Origin of the sequence: Curtobacterium sp. 314Chir4.1, assembly GCF_900215175.1 — a bacterium.
Taxonomy (GTDB): Bacteria; Actinomycetota; Actinomycetes; order Actinomycetales; family Microbacteriaceae; genus Curtobacterium; species Curtobacterium pusillum_A.
Window position 1 is genome coordinate 55,792 of sequence record NZ_OCMI01000001.1, and the last position, 25,866, is coordinate 81,657.

Sequence of the window (25,866 nt, forward strand, 5' to 3'; positions counted from 1 at the left end):
CGAGCCCCGCCCAGCAGCACGCGAGCCAGCACACCCGGAGACCGCATGTACTTGAAGAGCCTGACCATCAAGGGGTTCAAGTCCTTCGCGCAGCCGACGACGTTCGCGTTCGAGCCCGGGGTGACCTGCATCGTCGGTCCGAACGGCTCCGGGAAGTCCAACGTGGTCGATGCCCTCGCCTGGGTGATGGGGGAGCAGGGGGCGAAGACCCTCCGCGGCGGCAAGATGGAGGACGTCATCTTCGCCGGCACCTCGACGCGCGGGCCCCTCGGCCGGGCGCAGGTGCTCCTGACGATCGACAACGCCGACGGGCTGCTGCCGATCGAGTACTCGGAGGTGACGATCTCCCGCACGCTGTTCCGCAACGGCGGCAGCGAGTACGCGATCAACGGCGAGAACTGCCGGTTGCTCGACGTCCAGGAGCTCCTGAGCGACACCGGGCTCGGCCGTGAGATGCACGTCATCGTCGGGCAGGGGCAGCTCGACAAGGTCCTGCACGCGACCCCGGAGGATCGGCGCGGCTTCATCGAGGAGGCCGCGGGCATCCTGAAGCACCGCCGCCGCAAGGAGAAGACCCTCCGCAAGCTCGACGCGATGCAGACGAACCTGACGCGGCTGTCCGACCTCGCGGGGGAGATCCGCCGCCAGCTGAAGCCGCTCGGTCGCCAGGCCGAGGTCGCACGCAAGGCCCAGTCCGTCGCCGCGGTCGCCCGTGACGCCAAGGCGCGCATCCTCGCCGACGACGTGGTCCGGCTGCGCCGTGAGCTGCACGAGCACCAGGAGGTCGAGGCCGGCCGCAAGTCCGAGCGCATCGTCCTGCAGGAGCGGCTCGACCAGACCCGGGTCCGGCAGCAGCACGTCGAGCAGAGCATGGTCGGCGACGACGTCGACCGCGCCCGGACGGTGGTGCACCGGCTGGAGAGCGTGCAGGAGCGACTCCGGGGGCTGTCGAGCCTGGCGAACCAGCGGCTGATGTTCCTCGCCCAGCAGGCCGATGCGCCCCAGCAGGGCCCGACGATCACGCCAGAGCAGGTGCAGGGCGTCCGGAACGAGGCCGACCGGCTCGAGGCCCAGGCCGCAGCGATGACGGGCGGCATGGCGACCGCGGCGCAGCAGGTGCAGGACGCCCGTGCCGCGCTCGACGCCCTCGACGAGCGGATCGCCGCCCAGGCCGCCCTGGTCTCCCAGCACGACCTCGAGGCGCAACGGCTCGCTTCGGCGGTGGACGTCGCCCGGTCGAAGCGCGGCTCGGCCACCGCGGACCGGGAACGCCGGGAACGGGCATTCACCGAGGCCCGGGAGCGCGCTGAGCGTGCCGCTGCGGCCCTCGCCGAACTGGGGACCGACCCGTCCGAGGGCGTGGACGAAGCGGCGCTCACCACGGCGCTCGAAACTGCCCGCGAGCAGCAGGAGGCAGCCCAGACCGCACGCGACGAGCACCGCGACCGGTTGCACGCCCTCGAACGCGAGCGGGACGCCCTCGATGCCCGTGTGGCCGCGCTCGGCATGTCGATCGACGTGCGCGACGGTTCGCAGGCGCTCATCGACGCCGGGCGCGCCGGCATCGTCGGTCGCCTCGCCGACAGCCTGACGGTGACGCCCGGCTTCGAGGCAGCGATCGCGATCGCCCTCGACGGGCTCGCGGACGCCGTACTCGCCGAGGACCGCACGGTCGCGCTCGACGCCATCGCGCACGCACGCGCCGAGGACATCGGCCGCATCGACGTGGTCGTCGCCGACGCAGCGGGGAATGCCCCCACGCTGCCCGAGCGTCTGCCCGCAGGGGTCCGTCGGGCCCTCGACCTCGTGCAGGGACCGCCGGCGATCGCCGCCATCCTGCGGGACACGCTCATCGCGGACGCGTCGGCCGACGAGACACCCGTCGACCTGCAGGCCGTGCTCGCCGCCGCCCCGCACGCGACGGTCGTGACGCGCTCCGGTGACCTCGTCCGCGCGGTCCGCGTGACCGGTGGCGGTGCCCGGGTGACCTCCCGCATCGAACTCGTCGCGGAGCGCGACGACGCCGTGACCCGCCGCGAGGCGATCGCGAGCGACGCGGAGGACGCGGCCACGCGCCTCCAGGCCGCACGCACCGCCGTCGAGGACGCACGCCGCCGGGCGGACGACGCCGACGCGGCGTCCCGCGCGTACGCGAAGGCGAAGGCCGAGTACGACCGGTCGAGCGCGTCGACGCGGGCGAAGGCGGAGAACGCCGCAGCCGAGGTGGAGCGACTCCGGGCCGCACTGGCCGAGACGGACGGCGCGGTCGAGACGGCCGGTGCCGCGCTCGACGAGGCGGAACGCGCGCACCACGAGTTCACCGAACGGCCGCGACCCGTGGTCGACGCGTCCGGACGCCAGGGGTTGCAGGACGCGCTCGAGGCGGCCCGGGCCGCGGAGATCGAACAGCGCATCCAGATCGAGACCGTCCGCGAACGGGTCCGGTCCGAACGCAGCCGGGCGGACCAGCTCGAACGCCAGCTCGAGGCCGAACGTGCCGCCGCCGAGGAAGCCGCACGCCTCGCGGTCATCCGTCGGGGGCAGATCGCGGTGGCCGAAGGCGTCCTCGCCGACCTGCCGGGGCTCCTCGGTGCGGTGGACCGTTCACTCGCCGAGGCCCGCGTGCAGCTCGCGACCGAGGAGTCCGAACGGTCGAAGCGGAACACCGAGCTGCAGACCATCCGGAACGAGGAGCGCGAGCTCCGCGACCGGCTGCAGACCATCACGGACGGGGTGCACTCGCTCGAGATGGAGATCTACGAGAAGAAGCTGCACGTGTCCGGCGTGCTCGACCGCGCGCAGAGCGAGCTCGGGCTCGCCGAGGCCGTGCTCGTCGCGGAGTACGGGCCGCACGTGCCGGTGCCGGTCGACGTGCTCGTCGACCCCCGGGTCCTCGCACGGAAGCACCGTGACGCCGAGCGCGCCGCGGCCGCCGCCGCAGCCGAGGCAGCGGGCATCGAGCCCACGACGGACGAGACCGACGCCGAGGTCGACGCCGAGGCCGACGTCGACTCCGACGTGCCCGAGCTCGTCGATGCCGAGTCCACCCTGCCCGGCGGACCGGCGCTGCCCGAGTTCGACGCCACCGACGAGGTCGACCCCGCCGACGTCGAGACCGTCCCGTACGACCGGGCCGAGCAGGAGCGCCGGCTCAGGGCGGCCGAGCGCGACCTCGGCCAGCTCGGCAAGGTGAACCCGCTCGCGCTCGAGGAGTTCCAGGCACTCGAGCAGCGGCACGCGTTCCTCGCCGAGCAGCTCGAGGACCTGCAGAAGACCCGCACCGACCTCATGACGATCATCGACGAGCTCGACACGAAGATGCAGACGATCTTCGAGTCGGCGTTCAACGACACGAAGGAAGCGTTCGACGTCATCTTCCCGATCCTGTTCCCGGGCGGCTCGGGCTCGATCACGCTGACGAACCCCGACGACATGCTGAACACCGGCATCGAGGTCCAGGTGAAGCCCGCTGGCAAGAAGATCGACCGGCTGACGCTGCTGTCCGGTGGCGAGCGGTCCCTGGCGGCGGTGGCGCTCCTCGTGGCGATCTTCACGGCCCGTCCGTCGCCGTTCTACATCATGGACGAGGTCGAGGCGGCGCTCGACGACGCGAACCTCGGGCGCCTGCTCACCGTGTTCGAGCGGCTGCGGGCGTCGTCGCAGCTCATCGTCATCACGCACCAGAAGCGCACGATGGAGATCGCCGACGCGCTGTACGGCGTCTCGATGCGGCAGGACGGCGTCTCCGCGGTCGTGGGGCAGCGGGTCCAGAAGCGCGAGCGCGAGCCGGCCGACGCGGTCGCGTAGCGCGCCGCGCCGCTGCGCCGCGGCGGGGGCTGCGGGCCGCGGGCGCTCGCGAAAGCGACAGATTCCCGCCGCTATACCGCGGCATCGAGTCGCTTTCGCGGGAGGGACCGCGACCGGACCGCGAGATCTGTCGCTTTCGCGAGCGAGCGAGCGAGCGGGCGGGCGTCCTGCGGACGCGACTGCAGACGGACGGGAGGCGCGGCGCCAGCTGGCACCGCGCCTCCCGTCGGTCGGCGGTCGCGACTACTTCGCGTCGGCCTCGACCGGCTTCGGCTCGCCCGTCGGGGTGAGCCCGCGCTCCGCGCGCTTCTTCGACACCACCAACGACGCGACCGTCGCGACGGCGATCGTCAGCATGATGAAGCTCAGCGAGAACCAGATCGGGATCTCGGGCGCCCACTCGATGTGCTCGCCGCCGTTGATGAAGGGGAGCTCGTTGACGTGCATGGCGTGGAAGACCAGCTTGACGCCGATGAACCCGAGGATGACGGCGAGCCCCTGGCCGAGGTAGATGAGCCGCTCGAGCAGCCCCGCGATGAGGAAGTACAGCTGGCGGAGGCCGAGGAGCGAGAACGCGTTCGCGGTGAACACGATGAAGGCGTCCTGCGTCAGGCCGAAGATCGCCGGGATCGAGTCGAGGGCGAACAGCACGTCGGTCAGGCCGATCGCGACCATGACGAGCAGCATCGGCGTGAAGAGCCGCTTGCCGTCGACCCTGGTGGTCAGGCGGTCGCCGTCGTAGTCCTTCGAGGTCGGGATGATGCGACGGAGGATCCGGATGAGGCGGGAGTCGCCCTCCTCCGCTCCGTGCTCGTTGCCGCTGCGGGCCTGCGACCAGGCGAGCCAGAACAGCAGCGCGCCGAACAGGTAGAACACCCACGAGAAGTTGTCGATGATCGTCACGCCGAGGGCGATGAACACGCCACGGGCCACCAGGGCGATCGCGACGCCGACGAGCAGCACCTTCTGCTGGAACTCCTTCGGCACCGCGAAGCTCGACATGATGATGAGGAAGACGAAGAGGTTGTCGACCGACAGCGCCTTCTCGGTGAGCCAGCCGGCGAAGTACTCACCGCCGGCCTGACCGCCACCGAAGACGAGGATGCCGACACCGAACAGGATCGCGAGGCCGATGTAGAACACCGACCAGAACGCGGATTCCTTGATGTGCGGGACGTGCGGGGTGCGCACGTGCGAGAAGAAGTCGAACACCAGCAGCGCGAGGATGCCCGCGATGGTGAGGAGCCAGACGTATAGAGGGACGTCCACGGAATTCCTTCAGGTGAGGGCGCAACCAGGTGGTGGGTACGCCGAGGCCTGAAGGTCTCTTCCGCCGTGTGCCACCAGAGTGATGCCACACGACCGGCGCCCCGGGTCCGGATCGTTCCGGACCGTACTGACGGGGACACCGAGGAGGAATACTCCCCTTCGTGTCCCCGAGCATACCGGGCACAGCCGACGTGCGCCGCGCTCTAAGCTGGGAGCATGGCGAGTTCCTGGTCACTGTCTTCCCGGCTGCGCGGGCTGTTCCAGCGCAAGACGATCGACGAGACGACGTGGGACGACCTCGAGACGGCCCTGATCGGTGCGGACTTCGGCCCGGACATCGCGGACGAGATCATCGAGGACCTCCATGCCCGCGTCGACCGGTACGGCACGACCGACCCCGCTGACCTGCAGCGCATGCTCCGCGAAGTGCTCGAGGAACGGCTCTCGAAGCTCGACACCACCCTGAAGCTCAGCGCGCGGCCGGCCGTGGTGCTCGTCGTCGGCGTGAACGGCGTCGGCAAGACGACCACGATCGGCAAGTTCGCCAAGTTCCTCAAGACCTACGACCGCACCGTGCTCGTCGGCGCGGCTGACACCTTCCGCGCGGCCGCCGTCGAGCAGGTCGCCACGTGGGCGCAGCGTGCTGGTGTCGACGTCGTGCGGCCCGCGCAGCCCGGGCAGGACCCGGCGTCGGTCGCCTACCAGACGGTCGAGAAGGCCATCCGCGAGGGCACCGAGATCGTCGTCATCGACACCGCCGGCCGACTGCACACCAAGGCCGGGCTGATGGACGAGCTCACCAAGATCAAGCGCGTGGTCGAGAAGCAGACCGAGATCGCCGAGGTCCTGCTCGTGCTCGACGCCACCACGGGCCAGAACGGTCTGGCGCAGGCGCAGGCGTTCATCGAGGGCGCCGGCGTCACGGGGCTCGTCATCACGAAGCTCGACGGGTCGGCCAAGGCCGGCTTCGTGCTGAGCGTGCAGGAGAAGACCGGCATCCCGATCAAGCTGATCGGGCAGGGTGAGGGCATCAACGACCTCACCGGTTTCACCCCGCACGTGTTCGTGCAGAACCTCGTGGGCTGAATCCGAGTAGCGTCCCTGTCGGCCCGGGCATCCGCTCGGTCTCGTTCCAGGGATAGGAGACCCTCATGCCCGCACTGCTGATCATCGCGATCATCGTCGGCCTCGTCCTGCTCTTCAGCGGCATCTTCGTCGGTGCCCTGAAGTTCCTGCTCTGGGTGGGCATCGTGCTCATCCTGCTGGCGGTCATCGGCTGGCTCCTCCGGAGCATCCGCGGTCGCGCGTAGCGACCACGCGCCCTGATCCGGGGCACGCAACGAAACGGGAGGCGCGGTGCCAGCTGGCACCGCGCCTCCCGTCTGTCGTGCGGTCGCGTCTGCGGGCCGCGCGCCGCTGGTCAGACCGCCTGTCGGCCCGGCGCTGCGTCCAGCAGGTGGGAGAGGTGCTCCGGCACCGTGCCGCCTCGAGCGACCGTGGCGCGTGCCCACAGTCGTCCGGCGCGGTACGACGAGCGGACGAGCGGCCCGGCGAGCACGCCGGCGTAGCCCATCTGCTCCGCGACCTCGCGCAGCTCGACGAACTCCTCCGGCTTGACCCAGCGGGCGACCGGCAGGTGCCGGGGCGACGGGCGGAGGTACTGCGTCAGCGTGATGATGTCCGTGCCGGCGTCGTACAGGCGCTGCAGGGCGTCCTCGATCTCGATGCGTTCCTCGCCCATGCCGAGGATGAGGTTCGACTTCGTGACGAGCCCGGCGTCGCGACCCTGCGTGATGACGTCGAGGGAGCGCTCGAACGTGAACGCGGGGCGGATGCGCTTGAAGATCCGCGGCACGGTCTCGACGTTGTGGGCGAAGACCTCGGGCCGGGCGTCGAACACCTGGCCGAGTTGATCCGATCGACCGTTGAAGTCCGGCACGAGGATCTCCACGCCGGTGCCGGGGGAGTGCTCGTGGATCTGGCGGATGGTCTCGGCGTACAGCCAGGAGCCGCCGTCTTCCAGGTCGTCCCGGGCGACGCCGGTGACCGTGGCGTACTTGAGCCCCATCGACACGACGGAGTCCGCCACCCGGCGTGGCTCGTCGCGGTCGAGCGGCTCGGGCTTGCCCGTGTCGATCTGGCAGAAGTCGCAGCGGCGCGTGCACTGGGAACCGCCGATGAGGAACGTGGCCTCGCGGTCTTCCCAGCACTCGAAGATGTTCGGGCAGCCTGCCTCCTGGCAGACGGTGTGCAGCTGCTTGTCCCTGACCAGGGCGGACAGCTCGCGGAACTCCGGGCCCTGGGTGGCCCGGGTCTTGATCCACCCGGGCTTCGTCTCGATCGGGGTCTCGGCGTTCCGCGCCTCGACGCGGAGCATGCGGCGGCCTTCGGGGGCGAGGGTCATACGAGGGTCTCCTGTCGTGCGGTGCTGCTGATCCGGTTCCTGGAGTGCATGCCGTCGACCGCGGCCTGGGTGCGCTCGGCGACCACCGCGGCGACCTCGTCCACGGAGACCGTGCGGCCGGCGGCGGCGCTGAGGGTCGTGACGCCGGCGTCGGCGATGCCGCAGGGGACGATCGCGGCGTAGGCGTCGAGCGCGTTCGTGCAGTTGATCGCGATGCCGTGGCTCGTCACCCCCTCGGCGACGTGCAGTCCGATGGCGCCGACCTTCGCGGCGGTGGCGCCCGCGGCGGCGCGTCCGCCCTGCTGGGTGGTCCAGGCGCCGCTCCGGCCGTCGACCCGCTCGGCGTGCACGCCCACCGCTGCTGCAGCGTCGATGATCACCTGCTCGAGGTCGCGCACCCACGCGACGACGTCGAGTGGCTCGGCGAGCCGGACGATCGGGTACGCCACGAGCTGCCCCGGACCGTGCCAGGTGATGCGTCCGCCGCGGTCGACCTCGACCACGGGGGAGCCGTCGGTCGGCAGGTCGGACGGTTCGGTGCGGCGCCCCGCGGTGTACACGGACGGGTGCTCGCACAGGACGAGGGCTCCGGGTGAGCGGCCCGCGACGACGTCGGCGCGGAGCTGCTGCTGGAGGGCGAGCCCCTCGGCGTAGTCGAGGAGACCCGGGCGTCGGACGATCTCGAGTTCCGGCATGGGCGACAGGCTACGACAGTTTCTGTACTCCGTCCAACAAGGTCGCGTGGGCCGTTCGGGTGGAGGTGTTCCGCGGGGGTTGACCTCAACCCCGGTTGAGGATGTGGGGTGGGGGCATGGAGATCAGACAGGTCCAGCTCGCGACCCGGGCGCTCGACGAGACGGCGCACTTCTACGAGCGACTCGGCTGCCCGGTCGACGTCGAGCGGGATGCTGCGCACGTCACCGTCGGCTCGACGCAACTCGTGTTCCGGGGGCACGAGGGGATGAACGGGGCGCACCACCTCGCGTTCACGATCCCGACCGGCTCGTTCGCGGCCGCGAAGTCGTGGATCGCGGACGTCGCGACGGTGCTCGGCACGGACGACTCCGACGAGTTCGAGGGTCCGCCGAGCTGGAACTCGCGCTCGGTGTACTTCGAGGGGCCGGACCGCCAGCTGCTCGAGCTCATCGAGCGGCGCGACCTCGGTCCGGCTGGCGATCCTGACCCGGGTGGCCCTGCCGACCCGGCCAGGCTCGTCTCGGTCAGCGAGGTCGGTCTCGCGGTGCCCGACGTCCTCGGCGCGGTCGAGGCGCTCCGCCACCAAGGACTCGAGGCCTACGCCAACCCGCCCGGGCCGGACTTCGCACCCGTCGGTGACGTGCACGGCCTGCTCATCCTGGTGTCGCCCGGACGGCAGTGGTTCCCGACCCTCGACCGCGCGCCGTCGACCGCTCCCGTGGTGGTCGACGTCGGCCTCGGGACGACCGTCGCGCTCGCCGAAGGCGTCCTCCTGCGGTGAACGAACCGGCCCGACGGGGTTGGTCCTGCTCGTGAACCAGTAGAATCGACGGATCATGGCGCAATTCGGTTCACTCTCCGATCGGCTGACCGAGACCTTCCGCAATCTGCGGAGCAAGGGTCGGCTGACTCCGTCCGACGTCGACGGCACCGTCCGCGAGATCCGGCGGGCGCTCCTCGACGCCGACGTCGCGCTCGAGGTCGTCAAGGCGTTCACCGCTGCGGTGCGCGAGCGTGCCCTCTCCGACGAGGTCAACCGTGCGCTCAACCCGGCGCAGCAGGTCGTCCAGATCGTCAACGAGGAACTCGTCGGCATCCTCGGCGGCCAGCAGCGTCGCCTCGAGTTCGCGAAGAAGCCGCCGACGGTCATCATGCTCGCGGGTCTCCAGGGTGCCGGTAAGACCACCCTCGCCGGCAAGCTCGGCAAGTGGCTCAAGAAGGACGGCCACACGCCGATGCTCGTCGCGGCGGACCTCCAGCGTCCGAACGCGGTGCAGCAGCTGCAGGTCGTCGGCGAGCAGGCCGGCGTGCACGTCTTCGCGCCGGAGCCCGGCAACGGCGTCGGTGACCCGGTGAAGGTCGCCAAGAACGCCATCAAGGCAGCCGTCGACCAGCAGTACGACACCGTCATCGTGGACACCGCCGGCCGCCTGGGCGTCGACGCCGAGCTGATGAAGCAGGCCGCGAACATCCGCAAGGCCGTCGATCCGGACGAGGTCCTGTTCGTCATCGACGCGATGATCGGTCAGGACGCCGTCAACACCGCCCGCGCCTTCCAGGAGGGCGTGGACTTCACCGGCGTCGTCCTGTCGAAGCTCGACGGCGACGCCCGCGGTGGTGCTGCCCTGTCGGTCGCCAGCGTGACCGGCCGCCCGATCATGTTCGCCTCCACGGGTGAGGGCCTCGACGACTTCGAGCCGTTCCACCCGGACCGCATGGCGAGCCGGATCCTCGACCTCGGCGACATCCTCTCCCTCATCGAGCAGGCCCAGGGCGCCTTCGACGAGGAAGAGGCCCGCAAGGTCGCGGACAAGATCGCGTCCGACAGCTTCACCCTGAACGACTTCCTGCAGCAGATGCAGCAGCTCCGGAAGGCCGGGTCGATCAAGGGCATGCTCGGCATGCTCCCCGGTGCCAAGGGCATGCGCGAGGCGCTCGACAACTTCGACGAGGGCGAGATCGTCCGGACCGAGGCGATCATCCAATCGATGACGAAGCAGGAGCGCGAGCTCCCCAAGCTCCTCAACGGCTCCCGTCGACTCCGCATCGCGAAGGGGTCCGGCACGACGGTCACCGAGGTCAACGCCCTCGTGAACCGGTTCGAGCAGGCCGCGAAGATGATGAAGACCGTCGCGCGCGGTGGCGTCCCGCAGATGCCCGGAATGGGTCCGATCCCCGGCATGCACGGCGGCAAGAAGCAGCAGCAGGGCGGCAGCAAGAAGAAGTCGAAGGTCGGCAACCCCGCCAAGCGCGCGGCCCTCGCGGCCGGCGCCGCGGCGGCACCGCAGCAGGCGCCGAAGGGGTCCGGCCTCGGCCTCGGTGGCGGAGCCAAGGGCGGCAAGGCGCCGACCGAGGAAGAGCTCGCGAGCCTGCAGAAGTTCCTGGGTCGCTAGTCGCTACCGCCAGACGGACGGGAGGCGCGGTGCCAGCTGGCACCGCGCCTCCCGTCCGTCTGCGGTCGCGTCGCGACGTTCCTTCCCAGAACGGCCGCGATGGAAAGCGGAACCGGGCATACCTGGTCGGAAGAATCGACCAGGTACGCCCGGAACGACCAGGTACGCCCGGATCGACCAGGTGAGTGAGTGCGGACTGGAGGCGCGGGGTGGGCGGGCACCGTGCGTCCCGTCCGTCTGCGGTCGCGTCGCGACGTTCCTTCCCAGAACGGCCGCGATGGATGGGGAATCGGGCGTACCTGGTCGGAACAAACGACCAGGTACGCCCGGAACGACCAGGTGAGTGAGTGCGGACTGGAGGCGCGGGGCGGGTGGGCACGTCGCGACGTTCCTTCCCAGAACGGCCGCGATGGAAAGCGGAAACGGGCGTACCTGGTCGGAAGAATCGACCAGGTACGCCCGGAACGACCAGGTACGGCCCGCCGGCCCGCCCGCGGGTCAGAGGGACTCGCGGAACTCCGTCACCAGGTGCCGGACCACCGCGCGCAGGTCGCCGCCGTTCTCCTGCGCCACCGTGAGCTGCCGCTGGTACGACGCGCCCCGCTCGATCATCGTGTCGAGGTGGTGCAGTTCCTGCTGGCAGCCGAGGCGCTCGGCGATCGGGTCGAGCCGCCCGATCAGGTCGTGCACCTCGTCGGTCACGAGCCGTTCGTCGCCGGCGGCGTTCGTGATGATCTCCGCCTCCATGCCGTAGCGGGCAGCGCGCCACTTGTTCTCGCGGACGAACCAGGGCTGCATGGTCGGCAGGGTCTCGCCGGCGTCGAGCCGGTCGGACATCGCGGTGACGAGGCACTGGACGAGGGCGGTCACGGCTCCGACCTCGTGCAGCGTGGAGATGCCGTCGGACACGCGGTTCTCGAGCGTGCCCCACCCCGGCGACGGGCGGATGTCCCAGCGGAGGTCCTTGAACCCCTCGATGACGCCGGTGCGGGTGAGGTCGTCCACCACCTCTTCGAAGTTCGCCCACGCGCCGAGCTGGGGCGGCAGGCCACCCGTGGGGAGCTGCTGGAACATCAGGGCCCGGTTCGAGGCGTAGCCCGTGTCGATGCCCGCCCAGAAGGGACTCGACGCGGTGAACGCCTGCAGGTGCGGCACGTACGGCAGCATCGCGCCGAGGATCGGGAGCGCCTTGTCGCGGTCGTCGATGCCGACGTGGACATGGACGCCCCAGATGAGCATCTGCCGTCCCCACCAGCGGGTCCGGTCGATGAGGGTCGTGTAGTGCTCACTGTCCGGTGTGATCTCCTGCTGGTCCCAGACGGCGAAGGGGTGCGTGCCCGCGCACATGACCTGCGCGTCGAGCGGTTCGGCGGCGTCGATGACCTCGCCGATGATCCCGGACAGCTCGCTCGTCGCGTCCTGCACCCGCGAGTGCACGCCGGTGACGACCTCCACGGTGTTGGTGAGGAGCTCCTCGGTCACCCGGTCGTGGTCGCCGAGGCGCTGCTGCACGGCGGAGATGACCGCTGGTGCGCGCGGGGTGAGGTCGCCGGTGTCCCGGTCGACCAGGGGGAGCTCCCACTCGACGCCGATGGTCGACGGGCGGGACTCGGTGAAGCGGATGTCCATGCTGAACATCCTGCCCGGAACCTTGTCGGACACGCACAAGGAACGACGGCTCCGGTCGTGCGGATCCGATTCACAGTAGATCCACACCGGGCGTACCGTAGAAGCGCTCAACAGGGAAGAGGTACGCATGCAGTTGGTCGTGCGCGGTACGTCCGCACCGCTGGTCGGAGAACTCGACATCCCGGTCTCGAAGTACCACGCGCACCGCGCGCTGGTGCTCGCGTCGCTGGCGAAGGGGACGAGCGTCGTCTCCGGGATCAGTGCCACGCGGCAGGTCGAATGGACCGTGGGCACGCTCCGTGCGCTCGGCGTCGACGTCAAGCGTCGTGGCAACGAGTACCACGTCACCGGCCTCGGCGGGCGGTACGAAGCGACCGACGTCGTCGACCACGGCTCCCGGGGAGCCGACGGCATCCTGAACATGGGGTCCTCCGGTACGACCCTGTACTTCATGACCGGGCTGGCGTCCCTGGCGGACAAGCCGATGACGCTCTCGGGCATGAAGTACTTCCAGCGCCGCCCGATCAAGGCGTTGCTGACGTCGCTCCAGCAGATGGGCGTCGAGCTCGAGGCGACGAACGACTGCCCGCCGGTCACCGTCCAGCCGAAGCGTCCGCGCGGCGGCGACGTCTCGATCGCCGGCACCCTGTCGCAGTGGATCTCGGGGCTGCTGCTCGTGGCGCCGTTCGCCGAGCAGGACACCCGCATCCACATCACCGGCGGACGGCTCAACGAGCAGCCCTACGTCGAGCTGACCGTCCGCATGATGCGCCAGTTCGGACTCACGGTCGAGGTGTCCGACGACTGGCTCGAGTACCGGATCCCGGCGAACCAGCAGGCCACGCCGCACGACTACGTGATCCCGCCGGACATCGGCTCGGCCGCGTTCGGCATCGCGGCCGCCGGCATCCGTGAGTCGAACGTGCTGCTGCGCGGCATGACGGCGTTCACCACCGCCGAGACCGACCACCCGGAGAGCGAGTTCCTCGACCTCGCGACGGCGATGGGCGTCCCGATGCGGATCGACGAGGAGACCGGCTTCGTGCGCATCGAGCACGACGGCTCCCCCCTGAAGCCCCTCGACATCGACTGCCAGCCCATCCCGGACCTCCTGCCGATCCTGTCCACGATGGCGACCTTCGCCGAGGGCACGACCCGACTCTGGAACGTGGCGCACATCCGGCTGAAGGAGTCCGACCGCGTCGCGGCGATGCTCCAGCTGAACCGGATGGGCGGCCGCGCCGAGCAGGGTGCCGACGAACTGCGCGTGACGGGTGTCGGCCCGGGCGAGCTGCACGGCTCCCCGATGTCGTCGTTCAACGACCACCGCGTGCTGATGTCCCTCGCCGTCGCCGCGTCGAAGGCCGAGGGGGTCTCCGCACTGACCTACCCGCGGGCGTACCGGATCTCGTACCCGACCTTCCTCGAGGCGATGAACTCGGTCGGCCTCGACATGGAGGTCGGCGACGGCCTCGCCGCCCAGGTGGCCCGGGACGACCGGACCGACGCGGCCGAGGCCGCCGCCGAGCGCGCAGATCTGACGCCGCAGCGCACCGACCTCGGCGACGCCCAGGAAGCGACGAACCCGATGCCCGAACTGACCGGCGTGGACGCCGACCCGCTCGTCCTGAGCGAGAAGGTCCGCGCCCTGTCGCAGACCGACCCGGACGGCCTGGCGGTCATCGAGGTCGGCGGTCCGGAGCCGGTCAACACGACGTGGAAGGAACTGCAGGACGAGGCCGACAAGGTCTCCGCGCTGCTCCTCGAACTCGGCGTGCGCACCGGGGAGTCCGTCGCGATGCAGCTGCCGAACTGGCGCGAGTTCGTGTCGATCAGCCTCGGCGCGATCCAGATCGGTGCCGTCGCGACGCCGATCATGCCGGTGTTCGGGCCCCGCGAGACGACCATGACCCTCGCGCGTTCCCGTGCCCGGGTCGTGTTCCTGCCGAACCTGTTCCGCAAGCGCCGTCCGGCCCTCGAGCTGCTCGACGTCATCGACGAGGCGAAGGCCCAGAAGCGCCGCCTGTCGGTCGAGCACGTGGTCGTGCTCCGCTCCGAGGCCCGCGGACAGGCGGACAGCCCGACGAACCAGCCGCCGTTGCCCGCCGACGCCGCCGACCGCGTCGCCGCGAGCGAGTGGAACTGGCGCTACTTCGACACCGCGCTCGACTCGGTGCAGGTGGACGTCGACCAGATCCTGTCCCACGCGCCCGGCCCGGACGACGTCTGCCAGCTGCTCTTCACCTCCGGCACGACCGGCGAGCCGAAGGGCGTGCAGCACCCGCACCGCACGCTCGGCCTGGCGACGGCGATGCACGTCGCGCAGTCCGGCCTGACGAGCGAGGACCGGATCTACATCCCGTCGCCGCTCGCCCACCAGACCGGCTTCCTGTACGGCATGCTCCTGGCCTTCCGCCTCGGTGCGCCCCAGGTCATCCAGCCCGTCTGGGACGGCACCGTCGCCCTCGAGCAGGCGTTCGGCGCCGCGGGGGCCACGTTCGTGCAGTGCGCGACGCCGTTCCTGACCGACCTCGTCGACCTGGTCGAGGCGGGCGCGCCGCAGCCGGAGTCGCTCCGGATCTTCGTACCGACCGGCGCCGCGGTGCCCCGTGCACTGGCCCAGCGTGCCGCGACGGTGCTCGGCACCGCGATCCTCGGCGCGTTCGGGACGAGCGAGACCTGCCTCGGGGCGCTCTCCAGCCCGACCGACGACCCGGCGGACGCCTACGGCCACGACGGTCGCGCGCTGCCCGGCATCCGGATCCGCATCGTCGACGACGAGGGGCACGAGCTCCCGGCGGACACCGAGGGCAACTTCGAGCTGTTCTCGCCGACGATGTTCGACGGGTACCTCGACCGCCCCGACCTGACGGACGACGTCTTCACCGAGGACGGCTGGTACCGCACCGGTGACCTGGCGAAGGTGTCCGAGAAGGGCTTCCTCTCGATTACGGGCCGCATCAAGGACGTCATCAACCGCGGTGGCGAGAAGATCCCGGTCGTCGAGATCGAGAACCTGCTCTACCAGCACCCGCTCGTCACCGACGTCGCGATCGTCGCGATGCCGGATGCCCGCCTCGGCGAGCGTGCCTGCGCGTTCGTCGTGCCGGCAGCCGGCGCGGAGCTGCTCGACTTCGCCGGGATGCAGCGCGCGCTCGACAAGGCCGGCGTGAGCAAGTACTACTGGCCTGAGCGGCTCGAGTACATCGCCGAACTGCCGCGCAACGCGGTCGGCAAGGTCCAGAAGAACGTCCTGCGCGAGCAGGCAGCCGCGCTCGTCGCGACGAAGGAGAACTGAACGATGACGATGGTCATGGAGCCCCAGACCGAAGCCGCCTTCCAGGAGCTCAAGGCCGAGGTGACCGAGTGGGTCCGCGGCCGTGGCGAGGAGTGGGCCGAGGAGATCGAGCGCACCGGGCAGGTGTCGCCCGAGCTCTTCCAGGAGCTCAAGGACAAGGGCTGGCTCAGCCTCGCCGCGCCTGAGGAGCTCGGCGGCCGGGGCATCCCGTTCTCGCGGTACCTCGAGATCATGGAGATCGTCTCCCGCTCGCACGCCTCGATCCGCATGCTCGTGCACGTCATCAACGGCACGTGGCGCGCCATGGAGCCGTACGCGACGCCGGAGCAGATCGAGCAGGTCGTCAAGCCGAGCGTCGCGGGTGACAAGCTCGTGGCGTTCACCCTGACCGAGGCCACCGCCGGCACCGGCGCGGACATCCGCACCACCGTCCGTCGCGAGGGCGACACGTACGTGATGAACGGCGAGAAGCACCTCATCACGTTCGGCGTGAAGGCCGACTACTGGCTCATCGCCGCGCGCCTCGAGGGCACCACGGGCCAGGACGGCACGGTCGCGTTCCTCATGCCGAACAGCGGGCTGCCGGGCGCCGAGGTGATCGACGACTCCGACACCATGGGCATCCGCGGCACGGACCACGCGATCCTCCGCTTCACGGACGTCCCGGTCCCCGCGAGCGCGCTGCTCGGTGCCGAGGGGCAGGGCCTCGAGGTCGCACTCGGCGGCTTCCTCCTGCCGAGCCGCGTGTCCGTCGCGATGAGCGCCGTCGGCCTGGCCGAGCGTGCGAACGAGCTCGCGGTCGAGTACGCGAACACGCGCGAGACGTTCGGCAAGAAGCTCGCCAGCCGACAGGCGATCCAGTTCTACCTGGCCGAGAACTACGCCGACATCGCCGCGGCCCGCGCGCTCGTGCTCGAGGCCGCCCGTGCCTACGAAGAGGACCGTCCGGACGCCGGGACGCTGTCCAGCGCCTCGAAGATGGTCGCCGTCGACATGCTCGCCCGCGTCACCGACAAGGCCCTGCAGGTGCACGGCGGCCAGGGCTACTGGAAGCGCAACGCGATCGAGCGCGTCTACCGCGACGCGCGCGCGCAGCGCTTCGAAGAAGGAACCAACGAGATCCAGAAGCTGGTCGTCGGCCGTGCCGTCGTGACCGGCCAGGCCGGGTTCTAGACCGCAACCCACCAGCGGACTGGAGGCGCGGTGCGGGCCCGCCCCGCGCCTCCAGTCCGTCTCCACGCACGCACGCAAAGGACTGAAGTGACCGACTCCACCTCCGCACCCATCGCACTCATCACGGGCGCCTCGCGCGGCATCGGCCGCCTGCTCGCGCAGAAGCTCGGCCAGCGCGGCGTCACCGTCGTCGTGACGTACAAGGGCAACGCCGACCTGGCCGAGGAGTCGCTCGCCGACGTCAAGGCCGCCGGCGGCGACGGCATCACGGCACAGGTCGACATCGAGCAGCCGGAGTCGATCGACGCGCTGTTCGACCTGGTGCGCGACACCTACGGTCGCCTCGACTACTTCGTCGCGAACGCGGCCGCCAGCGCCTTCAAGCCCGTCGCGGACCTCAAGCTGCACCACCTCGACCGCAGCTACGCCACGAACGCCCGCTCGTTCGTGCTCGGGGCGCAGCGTGCCGCGCAGCTCATGGACAAGGGCGGCCGGATCGTCGTGGTCACCTCGTACGGGTCGCTCCGTGCGTTCCCGACGTACGCCGCGCTCGGCGCCGCGAAGGCCATGAGCGAGTCCTACATGAAGTACATGGCCGTCGAGTTCGGGCCGCGTCAGATCACCGTGAACGCGGTCAACGGCGGCCTCATCGACACCGACTCGCTCGAGTACTTCTACACGAAGGTCCCCGGCCAGGCGCCCATCGACTCCGTGTTCGAGAAGCTCCCGCTGCAGCGCCCCGGCACCGCGGACGACATGGCCGACGCGGTCGACTTCCTGCTCTCCGACAAGGCCGGGTACATCACCGGGCAGGTGCTGTCGGTGGACGGCGGCCTGACCGTGATCGCGCCGCCGTTCTGGGCGGACACGACGTCGCCGCTGCGCGACGCGGTCCTGCCGCCTGCCGCCGACGCGGCGTCCGACACGGCAGAGTAGGCGCATGAGCACCGTCGCCCTGCCCGACCTCGCCGTCGTCTCCTCGCCGTGGACGCTCGGCCCCCTGCACCTGTCGAACCGGGTGGTCATGGGGTCGATGCACACGGGGCTCGAGGTGCACGACGACGGCGGGGCCGGCATGGCGGCGTTCTACCGTGAGCGGGCCGCCGGCGGTGCCGCGTGCATCATCACCGGCGGCATCGCCGTCAACGACGAGGCCCGTGGCGGCCCGGACTTCGCGGTGTTCGGCGTCGGGGGAGCGGACGAGCGGTTCCGTGCGGCGGTGCAGGCGGTGCACGACGAGGGGTCGACGATCCTCGCGCAGCTCTTCCACGCCGGCCGGTACGCGCTCGCGTCCGGCATGGTCGACCGGCATGGGGAACCCCAGCGGGTCCTGGCGCCGTCGGCACTGCCGTGGGCTGCTGCCCGTGGCGTCGTGCCCGCGGAGATGACCCCATCGGACATCGAGCGGACCATCGAGGACTTCGCCGCCGCGGCCCGCAGCGCGCGCGACATCGGCTTCGACGGCGTCGAGATCATGGCGTCAGAGGGCTACCTCATCAACCAGTTCCAGTCGCCGCTGACGAACCTGCGCGACGACGAGTGGGGCGGTGACGCGGAGCGTCGGCGCCGGTTCACCGTGGAGGTCGTGCGGGCCGTCCGTGCCGCGGTGCCCGAGCTCGCCGTGACGATCCGGCTGTCCGGGGCCGACCTGATGCCGGGGTCGTCGACCGACGCGGACGTCGACGCCCTCGTCCACGACCTGCTGCCGCTCGGCCTCGACGGGATCTCGGTCGGGATCGGCTGGCACGAGTCCCGGACGCCGACCGTGCAGGCCGCCGTGCCGCACGGGGCCTGGCTCGAGTACGCGGCGCGCATCGCCGGTGTCGTCCGCGCCTCGGCGTACCCGGACGTCAGGGTCATCGCGTCGAACCGGATGACCGACCTGCGCGACGGCGAGACCGTCCTCGCCGACGGGACCATCGACGCCGTCGCCCTCGCCCGCCCGTTCCTCGCCGACCCCGCGATCGTGAACCGGTCGCTCGCCGGCGCGTTCGACCTCGTCAACACCTGCATCGGCTGCAACCAGGCCTGCCTCGACCGGTCGATCATCGGCCAGCCGGTGTCGTGCCTCGTCAACCCTCGTGCCGCCCGCGAGGTCGCCTTCCCGGCACGCCCGACGGCGTCGCCGAAGCGGGTCGACGTCGTCGGTGGCGGTCCCGCGGGACTCGCAGCCGCCGTCGATGCAGCACGGCGCGGGCACACCGTGACGCTGTGGGAAGCCTCCGACGAGCTCGGCGGCCAGTTCGGCCTCGCCGCGCTCGTGCCCGGCAAGGAGGACTACGCCGCCACCGTGCGGTCCGCCCGCGCCGAACTCGACCAGCGCGGTGCGACGATCCACCTCGGCCGTCCGGCGACCGCCGGTGACCTGACCGGCAGCGACGCCGTGGTGCTCGCACCGGGGGTCGTCCCGCGGGTCGTCGACATCCCGGGAGCCTCGCTGCCCCACGTCCTGTCCTACGAGCGGGCCCTGCGCGAGGGCGTCCCCGCCGGCACCGTCGCGATCATCGGCGGCGGTGGCATCGGCGTCGACACCGCGGCCTTCCTCGTCGAGTCGCCCGACGAGGCCCACCGGGCCACCGAGTTCGCCGCCCGCTGGGACCTCGACGTGTCCGAGGCCGTCGTCGGGGACGTGCCGCAGCGCCTCCCCGCGGCGACCCGCACGCTCCGACCGGGTCCGGACGTCACCGTGCTTCGCCGTTCCGGCAAGTTCGGCCAGGGCGTCGGGATCACCTCGCGGTGGGTCGCGATCGGGCGGCTCCGGGACGCCGGTGTGCACATGGTCGGCGGCGTGCAGGAGTACCTCCGCATCGAACCGGGCGTGCTCTGGATCCGGGACGAGCACGGCGAGGAACGCGCCGTCCCCGCGGACAACGTCGTCGTCTGCGCGGGGCAGGAACGGGCGCTCTCCGTCGGTGACGGCCCGACGCCGTGGACCGGTGACGAGGCGGACGGACGGCCGACCGACGGACTCGTCACGGGCCTCCAGGACGCCGGTGTGCCCTTCGCCGTCGTCGGCGGCGCGCGCGACGCACGGAGCGTGGACGCGGTCCGCGCGACGTCCGAGGCGCTCGAAGCGGTCCGGCGACTCGCCCCCTAGCGCGTCGACTCGCATCCCGGCCGGGAATCTGTAAGAATGAACGGTCGAATCGCGCCTGCTCGACCCTCTATCCAGCTGTGCGCGACTCATTCCGAGCTTCCACCGTGTGTGCCCCCACGCCCGCGGTTCCGGTTCAACCACAACAACACGCAACAGGAGTAATTGTGGCTGTCAAGATCCGTCTCAAGCGCCTCGGCAAGATCCGTGCGCCGTACTACCGCATCGTCGTCGCCGACTCGCGCACCAAGCGCGACGGTCGTGTGATCGAGGAGATCGGTCAGTACCACCCGACCGAGGAGCCCTCGGTCATCAAGATCGAGTCCGAGCGTGCGCTCTACTGGCTCGGCGTCGGCGCGCAGCCGACCGAGCAGGTCGCCGCGCTGCTGAAGCTCACCGGTGACTGGGCCAAGTTCAAGGGCGAGAAGGACACCGAGTCCAAGGTCAAGGTCGCCGAGCCCAAGCAGGCGTTCGTCGTGGACTCCTCCAAGAAGGCCGTCCTCAAGCCGAAGTCGGAGAAGAAGGCCCCGGCCGCTGCTCCGGAGACGGCCGACGAGACCGCAGAGACGACCGAGGCGTAATTCCTTGCTCGAATCCGCGCTGACGCACCTCGTCAAGGGGATCGTCGATCACCCTGACGACGTGCGCGTCGCCAGTTCCACCTCCGCGCGGGGCGAGGTCCTCGAGGTGCGCGTGCACCCCGAGGACCTCGGCCGCGTGATCGGTCGCGCCGGACGGACCGCAAAGGCGCTGCGCACCCTCGTCACGGCTCTGGCCGATGGCAAGCGGGTGCGTGTCGACGTGGTCGACACCGATTCCTAGGGAGACGACCCAGCTCCGGGTGGGTCGAATCACGAAGGCGCACGGGCTCAAGGGCGGCATCAAGCTCGAGCTCTACACCGACGACCCGGACCGTCGGTTCACGCGCGGAGCGGTCTTCACGCTCCAGGTCCCCGAGGACTCGCCGTGGGCCGGCAAGACCATCGCGCTCGACGAGCTGCGCTGGTACAACGGCCACCCGGTCGCCTTCTTCGAGGGCATCGGGGACCGCACGGCTGCTGAGACCCTCGCCCGTGCGATCCTCTGGGTCGAGCAGGACGCCGACGCCGAGACCGGCGAGGACGACGCCTGGTACGACCACCAGCTGGTCGGCCTGCGGGTCCTCCGCGACGGCGTCGAGGTCGGCACGGTCGCCCGGGTCGACCACCTCCCGGCGCAGGACCTGCTCGCCATCGACACGCCCGACCGCGGCGAGGTCCTCGTGCCGTTCGTCTCGGCGATCGTCCCCGCGGTCGACATCGCCGCGGGCACCGTCACCGTGACACCGCCGACCGGCCTCTTCGAGGACCCGGAGGACACGTCGCGTCCCGAGACCGTGACGGACTAGCGCGCGTGCGCATCGACATCGTCACGATCTTCCCGGAGTTCTTCTCCGTGCTCGACGTGTCCCTGCTCGGCAAGGCCCGCACCGACGGGCTGCTCGACGTGCACGTGCACGACCTCCGCTCCTGGACGACCGACCGGCACCGGACCGTGGACGACACCCCGTACGGCGGGGGAGCGGGCATGGTCATGAAGCCTGAGCCGTGGGCGCAGGCGCTCGAGTCGATCCTGCGGCCCGACGGGTCGTCGACCCTCGTCGTCCCGACCCCGGCCGGCACCCCGTTCAAGCAGTCCCTCGCACGGTCGCTGGCCGTCGAGTCGCACCTCGTGTTCGCCTGCGGGCGCTACGAGGGCATCGACGCCCGCGTGTTCGAGTGGGCGGCGTCACGCTGCTCGGTCGTCGAACTGTCGCTCGGGGACTACGTGCTGAACGGTGGCGAGGTCGCGGCGATGGCCGTCATCGAGGCCGTCGGGCGCCTCGTGCCCGGCGTCGTCGGCAACCCGGAGTCGCTCGTCGAGGAGTCCCACGAGGACGGCCTGCTCGAGTACCCCTCGTACACGAAGCCCGCGTCCTGGCGTGACATCGACGTGCCGGAGGTCCTGCTCAGCGGGCACCACGGCCGTGTCGCCGCGTGGCGGCACGAGCAGCAGGTGGAGCGGACGCGGCGCGTCCGGCCGGACCTGCTGCCGGACGCGTAGCACTCGGCTGGCGCGGCGCCCGCTCGTCTGCGTGTGACTGGAGGCGCGGTGCCAGCTGGCACCGCGCCTCCAGTCCGTCAGGCGGTCGCGTCGGCGCGCTGGGCGCGACGCAGGGTGAGGACCTCGGGACCGGCCTCCGTCACCGCGACGGTGTGCTCGACGTGCGCTGCACGCGAGCCGTCGACGCTCTTGAGGGTCCAGCCGTCCTCGTCCTGGTAGAGGTCCGCGGTGCCCTGCATGAGCCACGGCTCGATCGCGACGACCAGCCCCTTCTGGAGCTTGAGGCCGCGCCCGGGCCGGCCGTCGTTCGGGACGTGCGGGTCGCCGTGCATCGTCCGTCCGACGCCGTGTCCGCCGAACTGCAGGTTCACGTCGTAGCCGGCGTCCTTCGCGACGCGACCGATCGCGTACGACACGTCGCCGAGCTTGTTGCCGGTCCGGAACTGCGCGATGCCGGCGGCGAGTCCGCGCTCGACCGTCTCGATGAGGCGCTGGTCGTCCTCCCGCGGCGTGCCGACCTGGACCGTGACGGCGGAGTCCGCGACCCAGCCGTCGAGGCTCGCGGCGAAGTCGAGGCTCACGAGGTCGCCGTCGGCGAGCGTGCGGTCGTGCGGCAGACCGTGCAACGCTGCGTCGTTCACCGAGGTGCAGAGGTTCCTGCCGAACGGCGACCTGCCGAACGACGGGTGGTAGTCGACGTAGCAGCTGACGGCACCCCGGTCGGCGATCATCCGCGCGGCCACCCGGTCGAGGTCGAGCAGGTTCACACCGACGTCCACCGTCTCGAGCAGCTCGTCGAGGACATCGGCCACGAAGCGGCCGGCGGCGCGGAGGCCGTCGAGTTCGGCGGGGGTGCGGAGTTCGATCATGGGTCCATCCTCGCGTGTTCTCGTGCCCGTGCGTTTTGCGCGGCTGGTCTGCTGTGGCAAGATGGGTAGCTGTGCCCTGGCTGGACTCTGCCACGGGGGAGTCGCCGACACCGGGCACACCACACTTCCAACCGAATTCGATCCGCGGCGACCCGTGTGCGTCCGCAGAGAGTGACCCAATCATGAGCCAGCTCCTCGACCACGTCGACGCAGCGTCGCTGCGCACCGACGTCCCGGACTTCCGCCCCGGCGACACCATCAAGGTGCACGTCAACATCATCGAAGGCACGCGCTCGCGTGTCCAGGTGTTCCAGGGCGTCGTCATCGGCCGCCAGGGCCACGGCCTCGGCGAGACCTTCAAGGTCCGCAAGGTGAGCTTCCAGGTCGGCGTCGAGCGCTGGTTCCCGGTGCACTCGCCGATCATCGACCACATCGAGATCGTCACCAAGGGTGACGTCCGTCGTGCGAAGCTCTACTACCTCCGCGAACTGCGCGGCAAGGCGGCCCGTCGCAAGATCAAGGAGAAGCGCGACTCCTGATCGCCTTCACAGTGAGCGTCCGCGAGCCGGACGCCGCTGCTCGCCCCTCGCCGATGTACGGTTGTGCATCGACGGGGGGCTTTCCTTTGTGCTGGCTCCTTCCCCGGTCGTGGCGTGCGAACGCGGGGTGTGCGAACGAGAGTGGAAATGACGGACACGACTGACGAAACCGGGCGCCGGCCCCGTGTCGAGAAGAAGCGGAACGGCGTCCTCACGTTCCTCCGCGACCTCGTCATCATCTTCATCGCGGCGTTGCTCGTCTCGTTCCTCGTCAAGACCTTCCTGATCCGGTCGTTCTACATTCCGTCGGCGTCGATGGAGAACACGCTGCAGATCAACGACCGGGTGATCGTCAACGAGCTCGTCCCGGGGATGGTGTCCCTCAAGCGAGGGGACGTCGTCGTGTTCAAGGACCCGGGCGGGTGGCTCACCGGGTCGGAGGTGCCGAACGTCACCCCGGACACGCAGCCCGCGAAGTCGATCGACTGGCTCCTCACGCAGGTCGGGCTCGGCACCGGGGACAGCGACGACCACCTCATCAAGCGCGTCATCGGTCTGCCCGGCGACAAAGTCTCCTGCTGCAACGACCTCGGGCAGATGTCCGTGAACGGCGTGCCGATCAAGGAGCCCTACCTGAAGCTCCCGACGGGGGAGACCCGCGCCTCCGGGACCGACTTCTCGGTGACCGTGCCGAAGGGCACGATCTGGGTGATGGGTGACAACCGGTACGACTCGAAGGACTCCCGCTACAACGGCGACACCCCGTCGAAGGGCTTCGTGCCGATGTCCGACGTCACGGGTCGGGCGTTCGTGATCTCCTGGCCGACCAGCCGCTGGACCTGGCTCGACGACTACCCCGACGTGTTCGCCGGCGTGGAGGAGCGGGACCAGTGACCGTGGTCCGTCCGTCGCTCCGTGTCGAGAAGAAGCTCCTCGGGGCGGGACGTGTGACCGTGATCGGCATGGACGAGGTCGGTCGCGGTGCGATCGCCGGTCCCGTGGCCGTGGGGGTCGCTGCCGTGACGGTCGACATCGGCCGGGTTCCAGACGGGCTGGCGGACTCGAAGCTGCTCAGTGCCGCGCGGCGGGAGGCGCTCGACCCGGTCGTCCGCCGGTGGACCCGGACTGCCGTCGGGATGGCGTCGGCCGACGTCGTCGACCAGCAGGGCATCGTGCCGGCCCTCGGGCAGGCAGGGGCTGCGGCGCTGTCGACCCTGATTGCCTCCGGTGTGGCGCTCGACGGCGCCGTCGTCGTGCTCGACGGGTCGTTCGACTGGCTCACCCGGGCCGTGCCGGCGTCCCTGCGGCTGCCGTCCGACCCGCTCGAGGTCGTCGTCCGGGTCAAGGCCGACCGGGACTGCGCGTCGGTGGCTGCGGCGTCGGTGGTGGCCAAGGTGGCTCGGGACGCCCTGATGACGGCGGCGCACGACGAGGCGCCGCACTACGCGTGGGCCTCGAACAAGGGGTACGGGTCGACCGCCCACTACGACGCCATCCGGTCGGTCGGTGCCCACGCGCTGCACCGGAAGAGTTGGCTGCACCAGGCGTCGAGCGTCGCACTCGACGGGTTCGCGGAACTGGACTCGCTGGCGGGCTGACCCGGTGTGGTCCGTCCGGGCTGCCGCGCGTCGTGCCGCGTGTCCGGTCCGGGGGTTGTGCCGCGGGCGCTCCGGTCGCCGTAGACTGTGGGCGCGATGGATGACGACGAATTCGACGACTACGACCGCGAGGTCGAACTTGCCCTGTACCGCGAGTACCGCGACGTCGTGTCGCAATTCCGGTACGTGGTCGAGACCGAGCGGCGTTTCTACCTGGCCAACGAAGTGGAACTCGCTCGCCGGGACACCGAGCACGACTTCTACTTCGAATTGACGATGAACGACGTCTGGGTGTGGGACGTCTACCGTTCCGACCGGTTCGTGAAATCCGTCCGGGTGCTGACCTTCAAGGACGTCAACGTCGAGGAACTCACGTCGCGTGAACTCGAGCTGCCGAAGGAACTCGCACTCGACGAGTGATCTTCACTTGTAATGCTATTGCTGAGAAACACCGTCGCAATTCGACTCCGGTGATTTCTTCCCGCTAATGTGATGGGGAATTCCGTCCCCGATTGCAGGAGCGCGCCATGGCACAGAAGGTCACAGTCCAGCTCGTCGACGACCTCGACGACTCGCCCATCACCCCCGGTTCGGGTCGCACCCTCGAATTCGCCTTCGACGGTTCGTCCTACGAGATCGACCTGACGGACGAAAACGTCGACAAGTTCCGCGAAGCGATCTCCGACTACGTCGCCGCTGCGCGCAAGGTCTCCGGTCGCCGCACGGGCGGTTCCGCTCCGAAGTCGGCGCCGAAGCGCGGCAACTCCGAGGAACTCGCGAAGATCCGTGAATGGGCGAAGGAGAACGGGTACGAGGTCTCGACCCGTGGCCGCATCTCGACCCAGGTGCAGGAAGCGTACGCAGCCGCGCACTGATCGTGATCGCACAGAACCCGGACGACCTCGGTCGTCCGGGTTCTTGCTTTGTCCTCCACAGTCACGCGTCGGCCGTCGTTCTCCACTGATCATCCGTGGAGTTCCTCGGGCGACGGTGCGCTCCGCGATGGTCGACGCGG

The 25,866-nt window shown here is 70.3% G+C and carries 23 protein-coding genes; 18 read left to right on the forward strand and 5 right to left on the reverse strand.

The window, feature by feature from the left end; genetic code table 11:
• Nucleotides 1–45: 45 nt before the first annotated feature.
• Nucleotides 46–3,807 (forward strand): AAA family ATPase, encoded by a 3,762-nt coding sequence (locus CRP27_RS00265; RefSeq protein WP_097178835.1) that lies wholly within the window; start codon nt 46–48, stop codon nt 3,805–3,807.
• A 243-nt stretch (nt 3,808–4,050) separates the two neighbouring features.
• Here CRP27_RS00265 and CRP27_RS00270 read toward each other — a convergent pair whose 3' ends face one another.
• The gene (locus CRP27_RS00270) at nt 4,051–5,076 is read right to left on the reverse strand and encodes a TerC family protein (protein WP_097178836.1); all 1,026 of its coding nucleotides are present in this window, start codon (nt 5,074–5,076) and stop codon (nt 4,051–4,053) included.
• A gap of 216 nt (nt 5,077–5,292) precedes the next feature.
• Between CRP27_RS00270 and ftsY the strand changes: the two genes are divergently transcribed.
• Nucleotides 5,293–6,162: a signal recognition particle-docking protein FtsY gene (gene ftsY, locus CRP27_RS00275; RefSeq protein ID WP_097178837.1), complete on the forward strand. Its 870-nt coding sequence runs from the start codon at nt 5,293–5,295 to the stop codon at nt 6,160–6,162.
• Nucleotides 6,163–6,227: 65 nt separating this feature from the next.
• Entirely contained in the window at nt 6,228–6,386 is a 159-nt protein-coding gene (locus tag CRP27_RS17885; RefSeq protein WP_137767577.1) for a DUF4175 domain-containing protein, read from the forward strand.
• Between the two features lie 110 nt (nt 6,387–6,496).
• Here the strand turns inward: CRP27_RS17885 and lipA are convergent, their stop codons facing one another.
• Both lipA and lipB read right to left on the reverse strand, forming a co-directional pair.
• Entirely contained in the window at nt 6,497–7,480 is a 984-nt protein-coding gene (lipA, locus tag CRP27_RS00280; protein WP_097178838.1) for a lipoyl synthase, read from the reverse strand.
• Nucleotides 7,477–8,175: a lipoyl(octanoyl) transferase LipB gene (lipB, locus tag CRP27_RS00285; protein ID WP_097178839.1), complete on the reverse strand. Its 699-nt coding sequence runs from the start codon at nt 8,173–8,175 to the stop codon at nt 7,477–7,479. The genes lipA and lipB overlap by 4 nt, the downstream gene beginning before the upstream one ends.
• A 116-nt stretch (nt 8,176–8,291) precedes the next feature.
• Here lipB and CRP27_RS00290 point away from each other — a divergent pair, with 116 nt between their 5' ends.
• Both CRP27_RS00290 and ffh read left to right on the forward strand, forming a co-directional pair.
• A complete protein-coding gene (locus tag CRP27_RS00290; RefSeq protein ID WP_097178840.1) occupies nt 8,292–8,957 on the forward strand; it encodes a VOC family protein in 666 nt (221 codons plus the stop codon).
• 55 nt (nt 8,958–9,012) lie between these two features.
• Nucleotides 9,013–10,569, forward strand: coding sequence for a signal recognition particle protein (ffh, locus tag CRP27_RS00295; protein WP_097178841.1), 1,557 nt, complete (start codon nt 9,013–9,015; stop codon nt 10,567–10,569).
• A gap of 498 nt (nt 10,570–11,067) precedes the next feature.
• Here ffh and CRP27_RS00300 read toward each other — a convergent pair whose 3' ends face one another.
• A complete protein-coding gene (locus tag CRP27_RS00300) occupies nt 11,068–12,207 on the reverse strand; it encodes a glutamate--cysteine ligase (protein ID WP_217990670.1) in 1,140 nt (379 codons plus the stop codon).
• 118 nt (nt 12,208–12,325) lie between these two features.
• On the opposite strand from CRP27_RS00300, the gene aroA reads away from it, so the two are divergent.
• The 8 genes from aroA (at nt 12,326) to trmD (ending at nt 21,845) form a co-directional block, all read left to right on the forward strand.
• Nucleotides 12,326–15,496: a 3-phosphoshikimate 1-carboxyvinyltransferase gene (gene aroA / locus CRP27_RS00305; protein ID WP_097178842.1), complete on the forward strand. Its 3,171-nt coding sequence runs from the start codon at nt 12,326–12,328 to the stop codon at nt 15,494–15,496.
• Between the two features lie 3 nt (nt 15,497–15,499).
• Nucleotides 15,500–16,669: an acyl-CoA dehydrogenase family protein gene (locus CRP27_RS00310; protein ID WP_217990671.1), complete on the forward strand. Its 1,170-nt coding sequence runs from the start codon at nt 15,500–15,502 to the stop codon at nt 16,667–16,669.
• A gap of 87 nt (nt 16,670–16,756) precedes the next feature.
• Nucleotides 16,757–17,605 carry an SDR family oxidoreductase gene (locus tag CRP27_RS00315; protein WP_097178843.1) on the forward strand — a complete coding sequence of 283 codons (849 nt, stop codon included), beginning with the start codon at nt 16,757–16,759 and terminating at the stop codon, nt 17,603–17,605.
• Between the two features lie 4 nt (nt 17,606–17,609).
• The gene (locus CRP27_RS00320; protein ID WP_097178844.1) at nt 17,610–19,766 is read left to right on the forward strand and encodes an FAD-dependent oxidoreductase; all 2,157 of its coding nucleotides are present in this window, start codon (nt 17,610–17,612) and stop codon (nt 19,764–19,766) included.
• A gap of 164 nt (nt 19,767–19,930) precedes the next feature.
• Nucleotides 19,931–20,344, forward strand: coding sequence for a 30S ribosomal protein S16 (gene rpsP / locus CRP27_RS00325; protein ID WP_097178845.1), 414 nt, complete (start codon nt 19,931–19,933; stop codon nt 20,342–20,344).
• A gap of 4 nt (nt 20,345–20,348) precedes the next feature.
• Complete coding sequence (locus CRP27_RS00330) at nt 20,349–20,585, forward strand: RNA-binding protein (protein ID WP_022905822.1); 237 nt, start codon at nt 20,349–20,351, stop codon at nt 20,583–20,585.
• Complete coding sequence (rimM, locus tag CRP27_RS00335; protein WP_097178846.1) at nt 20,542–21,150, forward strand: ribosome maturation factor RimM; 609 nt, start codon at nt 20,542–20,544, stop codon at nt 21,148–21,150. Before CRP27_RS00330 ends, rimM begins: the two co-directional genes overlap by 44 nt.
• A 5-nt stretch (nt 21,151–21,155) precedes the next feature.
• Complete coding sequence (gene trmD, locus CRP27_RS00340; RefSeq protein ID WP_097178847.1) at nt 21,156–21,845, forward strand: tRNA (guanosine(37)-N1)-methyltransferase TrmD; 690 nt, start codon at nt 21,156–21,158, stop codon at nt 21,843–21,845.
• A gap of 77 nt (nt 21,846–21,922) precedes the next feature.
• Here trmD and map read toward each other — a convergent pair whose 3' ends face one another.
• Complete coding sequence (gene map, locus CRP27_RS00345) at nt 21,923–22,714, reverse strand: type I methionyl aminopeptidase (protein WP_097178848.1); 792 nt, start codon at nt 22,712–22,714, stop codon at nt 21,923–21,925.
• A 182-nt stretch (nt 22,715–22,896) separates the two neighbouring features.
• On the opposite strand from map, the gene rplS reads away from it, so the two are divergent.
• The 5 genes from rplS to CRP27_RS00370 all read left to right on the forward strand — a co-directional run bounded on the left by rplS (nt 22,897) and on the right by CRP27_RS00370 (nt 25,726).
• Entirely contained in the window at nt 22,897–23,253 is a 357-nt protein-coding gene (rplS, locus tag CRP27_RS00350; protein WP_022905818.1) for a 50S ribosomal protein L19, read from the forward strand.
• Nucleotides 23,254–23,400: 147 nt separating this feature from the next.
• Entirely contained in the window at nt 23,401–24,147 is a 747-nt protein-coding gene (lepB, locus tag CRP27_RS00355) for a signal peptidase I (RefSeq protein WP_097178849.1), read from the forward strand.
• Nucleotides 24,144–24,851: a ribonuclease HII gene (locus CRP27_RS00360; protein WP_097178850.1), complete on the forward strand. Its 708-nt coding sequence runs from the start codon at nt 24,144–24,146 to the stop codon at nt 24,849–24,851. The genes lepB and CRP27_RS00360 overlap by 4 nt, the downstream gene beginning before the upstream one ends.
• Nucleotides 24,852–24,947: 96 nt before the next feature.
• Nucleotides 24,948–25,271 carry a DUF2469 family protein gene (locus CRP27_RS00365; protein ID WP_070419101.1) on the forward strand — a complete coding sequence of 108 codons (324 nt, stop codon included), beginning with the start codon at nt 24,948–24,950 and terminating at the stop codon, nt 25,269–25,271.
• Nucleotides 25,272–25,378: 107 nt separating this feature from the next.
• A complete protein-coding gene (locus CRP27_RS00370) occupies nt 25,379–25,726 on the forward strand; it encodes an Lsr2 family protein (RefSeq protein ID WP_097178851.1) in 348 nt (115 codons plus the stop codon).
• Nucleotides 25,727–25,866 lie beyond the last annotated feature (140 nt).

Coding starts and splice junctions, on each gene's coding strand:
- aroA (WP_097178842.1), top strand. CDS start 12,326: ATGCAGTTGGTCGTGCGCGGTACGTCCGCACCGCTGGTCGGAGAACTC.
- CRP27_RS00290 (WP_097178840.1), top strand. CDS start 8,292: ATGGAGATCAGACAGGTCCAGCTCGCGACCCGGGCGCTCGACGAGACG.
- ffh (WP_097178841.1), top strand. CDS start 9,013: ATGGCGCAATTCGGTTCACTCTCCGATCGGCTGACCGAGACCTTCCGC.
- lepB (WP_097178849.1), top strand. CDS start 23,401: ATGACGGACACGACTGACGAAACCGGGCGCCGGCCCCGTGTCGAGAAG.
- lipA (WP_097178838.1), bottom strand. CDS start 7,480: ATGACCCTCGCCCCCGAAGGCCGCCGCATGCTCCGCGTCGAGGCGCGG.
- rimM (WP_097178846.1), top strand. CDS start 20,542: ATGGCAAGCGGGTGCGTGTCGACGTGGTCGACACCGATTCCTAGGGAG.
- lipB (WP_097178839.1), bottom strand. CDS start 8,175: ATGCCGGAACTCGAGATCGTCCGACGCCCGGGTCTCCTCGACTACGCC.
- CRP27_RS00365 (WP_070419101.1), top strand. CDS start 24,948: ATGGATGACGACGAATTCGACGACTACGACCGCGAGGTCGAACTTGCC.
- rplS (WP_022905818.1), top strand. CDS start 22,897: ATGAGCCAGCTCCTCGACCACGTCGACGCAGCGTCGCTGCGCACCGAC.
- CRP27_RS17885 (WP_137767577.1), top strand. CDS start 6,228: ATGCCCGCACTGCTGATCATCGCGATCATCGTCGGCCTCGTCCTGCTC.
- ftsY (WP_097178837.1), top strand. CDS start 5,293: ATGGCGAGTTCCTGGTCACTGTCTTCCCGGCTGCGCGGGCTGTTCCAG.
- CRP27_RS00265 (WP_097178835.1), top strand. CDS start 46: ATGTACTTGAAGAGCCTGACCATCAAGGGGTTCAAGTCCTTCGCGCAG.
- CRP27_RS00370 (WP_097178851.1), top strand. CDS start 25,379: ATGGCACAGAAGGTCACAGTCCAGCTCGTCGACGACCTCGACGACTCG.
- map (WP_097178848.1), bottom strand. CDS start 22,714: ATGATCGAACTCCGCACCCCCGCCGAACTCGACGGCCTCCGCGCCGCC.
- CRP27_RS00300 (WP_217990670.1), bottom strand. CDS start 12,207: ATGTTCAGCATGGACATCCGCTTCACCGAGTCCCGCCCGTCGACCATC.
- CRP27_RS00310 (WP_217990671.1), top strand. CDS start 15,500: ATGACGATGGTCATGGAGCCCCAGACCGAAGCCGCCTTCCAGGAGCTC.
- CRP27_RS00320 (WP_097178844.1), top strand. CDS start 17,610: ATGAGCACCGTCGCCCTGCCCGACCTCGCCGTCGTCTCCTCGCCGTGG.